This window comes from Paraclostridium benzoelyticum (genome assembly GCF_001006285.1).
GTDB classification, from domain to species: Bacteria; Bacillota; Clostridia; order Peptostreptococcales; family Peptostreptococcaceae; genus Paraclostridium; species Paraclostridium benzoelyticum.
This window is the reverse complement of sequence record NZ_LBBT01000058.1, coordinates 1-4,883: the sequence shown is the minus strand read 5'-3', so window position 1 is coordinate 4,883 and position 4,883 is coordinate 1. Positions and strand designations below refer to the sequence as shown.

Below are 4,883 nucleotides of genomic sequence, written 5' to 3'. Positions count from 1 at the left end.
TAAAGTTTTAATATATTTTCCCTGGATTTAATATGTTCTTAGAATCAAACGCTAATTTTATATTTTTTATTATTTCCATATATGATTCACTTTGAGATTCATTTAAATATTCTTTTTTCGCATATCCAATTCCATGCTCTCCAGAAACTTGCCCATTAAGTTCTCTAGATTTTTCATACATCTTTTCAAAAGTTTCTTTTAGCTTTGTATTCCATTCAGATTTATTTAATTCATCTCTTAATATATATATGTGTAAATTCCCATCTCCTGCATGTCCAAAGCTTTTAATTCTTACATTTAGTGTCTCTTGAAGTTCATTTGTAAACTTTATAAATTCTGCAACTTTATCTCTTGGTACAACAACGTCACATTCATCCATTTCAGTTGTAGTTGCTTTTATAGCTTCTAAAAATGCACCTCTAGCTGACCATATAGATTCATTTCTTTCTTGAGTATCTGAGATAAATACATCATAAGCTCCACACTCTAAACAAAGTTTTGCCACTTGATCATATGCCTTTTCAATTTCTTCTTTGCTGTTTCCATCAAATTTTAATAATAAGTACGCATCTGATGTATTATCTGGGAATTTTTTACCTAAAAATTCTTCTGCTGCAAGGATTACATCTCTTTCCATAAATTCAATCGCAGTTGGAATACACTTAGATTTTATTATCTTTGGAACTGTTTCTATTGCTGTTCCTAAATCTGAGAATGGAATAAGTAAACTTATATCTTTTTTAGGTAATGGCAATAATTTAAGTATAGCTTTAGTTACGATTCCTAAAGTACCTTCTGATCCAACTAATAAATCTTTTATACTATAACCTGAACTGTTTTTTACAACTTTTCCTCCAACATTGATTACTTCTCCATTTGCAAGTACAACTTCTAATCCTCTTACATAGTCTCTTGTAACCCCATATTTGACAGCTCTCATTCCACCTGCATTGGTATTTATATTTCCACCAATTGTTGCACTTTTTTCTCCTGGATCTGGAGGATAAAATAAATCTCTTTCACTTACATATTGACCTATTGTCATAAGTAATACTCCAGGTTCTACTGTTAATGTTAAGTTTTCTTCATCTAACTCTATTATTTTATTCATTTGACTTAAGTTTATCATTATTCCACCATAAATAGCTACAGCGGCCCCAACTAATCCAGTACCTTGCCCTCTCGGTGTTACAGGTATGTTATTTTCATATGCATATTTCATTATTTTAGAAACTTCTTCTGTACTATGAACATTTACTAAAACTTCAGGGTATTTTTCAACTCCCCCCAACTCATCATGAGAGTAATCTTCATTTATTTCCTCTCCTACTAAAATATTTTCAACTCCACATACGCTTTTTAAAAATTCAATATCTTTTTGATCTATTTTTTTATACATTGTATTTTCCCCCGATCCTTATTCTAATATAGCTAAAACTTCGTCTATTGCTTCATAGTCATTTGATTTTTCAAGCTCTAAGTCTTTAATAAGTTTAGGTATCACATCATAAACATCTCCTACAATTGCATAATGAGCAGTATCAAATATAGGCGCTTTTTCATCTTTATCTATAGATATTATGCACTCTGATCCATTCATCCCTGCAACAAATTGTATAGCTCCTGATACCCCACAAGTTATTATTAACTTAGGCTTTACAGTTCTACCACTTAACCCAATTTGTTTTTTAGCATCTATCCATCCAGATTCTACTAAAGGTCTTGTTCCTGCAACTTGCCCGCCTAGTAAATCAGCTAATTTATATAGCATTTCCATGTCTTCTTTTTTCTTAATAGCTCTACTTCCAACTATTATAACTTCTGCATCTTCTATTCCTACTTCTTTAGTTTTATTGTTAATTTCTAAAACATCTATATCAGATTTTAATTTATTTTCATCTATATTGCATAAAGTAACCTTACCTGTTGGATGGTCAACTTTTTCTGGAGCTGAAAATATTTTATATCTAACTGTAGCAAACTGCGGTCTATGGTTTGGTGTATGTATATGTGCCATTATATTACCTCCAAAAGCAGGTCTTATTTGGTCTAAGTCAGTATTTTCTTGAACATCCAGTATTGTACAATCTGCTGTTAATCCAGTTTTAAATCTAGCTGCAAGCCTTGGAGCTAAACTTCTACCAATTGTAGTTCCCCCAAACAGTAATATAGTTGGTTTTACTTCTTTTATAAAATTCTCTACACATGCAGTATATGGTTCAATCTTAAATTCTTTTAAATCTTTGTAATCATATACAAATACATTATCTACACCATAAGAAAGTAATACATCTGTTTTGTCTTCTAAATTACTTCCAACAAATATACAGTAAACTGGTTGATTTATTTTTTTTGCCATTTCTTTAGCTTTTCCTATTAATTCAAATGTTACAGGATGGATGTCTCCCTCATGATGATCAACATATACTGCTATACCTTTCCATTTATCTTTATCTATTTTTATAACTTCATCTTCTACGAATTCAAATACACCCTTTGGTCCAGTTTTTACACATATCTTACACATTTTACACCCTGCACCAATTTCTAATTTTCCATTATTTAGCTCTATAGCACCAAAAGGACATATGTCTAATACTTTTTTCATTTCTGTAACTTTTTCTTGATTTATAACTATTTTAGCCACTTTAAATTCCCCCTTATATTAATTTTAGCTCTTTTATTTTATTTAATAATAAAGATGATACTTCTTCACCCTTCCAAGTTTCTTTTTCTACATTTGAAGTAGGTGGGAAAATTTTTAAAACTTGAGTTGGAGATCCATTTAATCCATAATTTTTTTCATCTTTGTCTTCAAAATCATTAAGGCTAATCATTGGTATTTCTCTATCTTTAGTTTCAAGTTTTAATTTAAAAGAAGGTAATCTTGGTTGGAATATCTCTTTTTCAACTGTTATCAAACAAGGAAATTTAATTTCACAAATTTCACGAGTATTAGGCATATCTACTTCTACTACTATACTTTTTTCTTTAGTTTCAATTAATTTTGTTACATTAGTAACATGAGGTATATTTAAAAACTCAGCTATTTCTGGTCCAACTTGTGCAGTATCTCCATCAGTTGTTTGCTTACCACAAATTATTAAATCAGTTTTACCTACCTTTTTAATTCCTTGTGAAATTGTATATGAAGTTGCAAGTACATCAGCTCCTGCAAACTTTCTATCACTTACTAATGAACCCTCATCAGCACCCATCATGAACGCTTCTTGAATTACTTGTTTTGCTTGAGGCGGTCCCATACTTAAAACCTTTACTTTAGCATTATTTTCTTTTTTAATTTTTAATGCCGTTTCAAGAGCATATAAATCATATGGATTCATTTTAGAATCTACTCCATCTCTTTTTAAAACCCCTGTCTTTTCATCTACTTCTACTTCAGATGTTCCTGGAACTTGTTTTATACATACTAATATTTCCATGTTGCTTCCCCCTTTACTTTACTATAACTGATACTCCATCAGGTATAACAGCTATTTTTGAGTTGTTGCCTTTTATGTCAAAAGCTATTTTTAAAGCTTCCTCAAAACTATTTGCATGTTTCATATGCATGTTTTTAATCATATTAGGATCACATAAGTTTGTAACCATAATTACTGTAAATTTTTCTAGAATTCTTGCTAATATCTGAAACTCCCATTGGTCTGGAATAGTTTTATCTTTTGGAATTTTTCTTACTCTTTCTAATATTTCACTAGGTGAGGATGCTTTTGCTACACTATCATAAAAAGATTGGCCTCCATGGCCATCATTACATGCAGATATCATTATTATTACTCCACCTTCTTTACATGTAGCTTCTGCTGCAGTCATTCCTTTTACTGTTTGATATATATTTTGATCTAGTGGATAACCTCCATTTGTACTAACTACAATGTCAGCATCAACTTTATCAACTTTTGATAGTTTAGTTACAAATTCACAGCCTACCTCATGAGCTTCTTTAACATCGCCTGCAAAGGCACCTATAACTTTTTTATCTTTATCTATAACTACATTTAAAATAAAGTCTAAATTAACGCTTTGCGCTGCATACAACATATCTCTATGAATTGGATTATTTTTTAGATTCCCTGTTCTAGCGTAAGGACTATCTATAAATTCAGAACAGTGATTATACATTATGGTTTTAGCAGATGCAACTCCTGGAAGTACACTTTTTCTTCCACCTGAAAAACCTGCAAAGAAGTGTGGTTCTATGAATCCTTCAGCTATTAATAAATCAGTTTCTATAATTGCTTTATTTACAATTAAATCTCCTCCAGATGGAAGCGTTCCAACTTTGACCATAGCTTGTTCATCTGTTGAAAAGTGCATAATTATTTGCTCATTATCCACTATTTCTTCTCCCATTTTATATACAAGTTCTTCTCTTGTACTCGGTCTATGAAACCCTGTTGATATTATTATTTTTATATCTATATCAGGATTTGAATTTCTTATTTTCTTAAGCATTATAGGTAACGTTATCCTACTTGGTACAGGTCTAGTGTGATCGCTAGTTATTATAACCATGCTTTTTTTCCCTTTAACTAGATCTTCTAATTTTTCACTTCCTATAGGATTATCTAAAGCTTGTTTTACTATCTCACCTTCACTTAATCGAGATTTAAAATCATGAGCTTTGGATTGCAAAACTTTTATCATGTTTTCATCTGGTATATTTATGTTCATACCAGCTTTTGAATAAGGTACTTTTAACTCCATTTATGCCCCTCCTCTTGAAATGCAGCACTACTTAGTAGCGTATAGTTTTAGGTTTGTTTAATCATTTTACTGTTTTTATTAATATTGGTATTATGGTCATACCAGTTTGTAATTTCATGATAGTAAATTTTCTAAAGATTTACAAGTATTGTTTT

4 protein-coding genes are annotated in these 4,883 nt (G+C 30.7%); all 4 read right to left on the bottom strand.

Annotated features, from left to right (window positions below):
• Positions 1–7 precede the first annotated feature (7 nt).
• Genes VN21_RS02995 through larA form a run of 4 tightly spaced genes read right to left on the bottom strand, consistent with a single transcriptional unit; the run spans position 8 to position 4,728 of the window.
• Complete coding sequence (locus tag VN21_RS02995; protein ID WP_046821986.1) at positions 8–1,399, bottom strand: FAD-binding oxidoreductase; 1,392 nt, start codon at positions 1,397–1,399, stop codon at positions 8–10.
• Between the two features lie 18 nt (positions 1,400–1,417).
• A complete protein-coding gene (locus VN21_RS02990) occupies positions 1,418–2,647 on the bottom strand; it encodes an electron transfer flavoprotein subunit alpha/FixB family protein (protein WP_046821985.1) in 1,230 nt (409 codons plus the stop codon).
• Between the two features lie 13 nt (positions 2,648–2,660).
• Positions 2,661–3,443, bottom strand: a complete 783-nt coding sequence (locus tag VN21_RS02985; RefSeq protein WP_046821984.1) for an electron transfer flavoprotein subunit beta/FixA family protein — start codon at positions 3,441–3,443, stop codon at positions 2,661–2,663.
• A gap of 13 nt (positions 3,444–3,456) precedes the next feature.
• The gene (gene larA, locus VN21_RS02980; protein WP_046821983.1) at positions 3,457–4,728 is read right to left on the bottom strand and encodes a nickel-dependent lactate racemase; all 1,272 of its coding nucleotides are present in this window, start codon (positions 4,726–4,728) and stop codon (positions 3,457–3,459) included.
• Positions 4,729–4,883 lie beyond the last annotated feature (155 nt).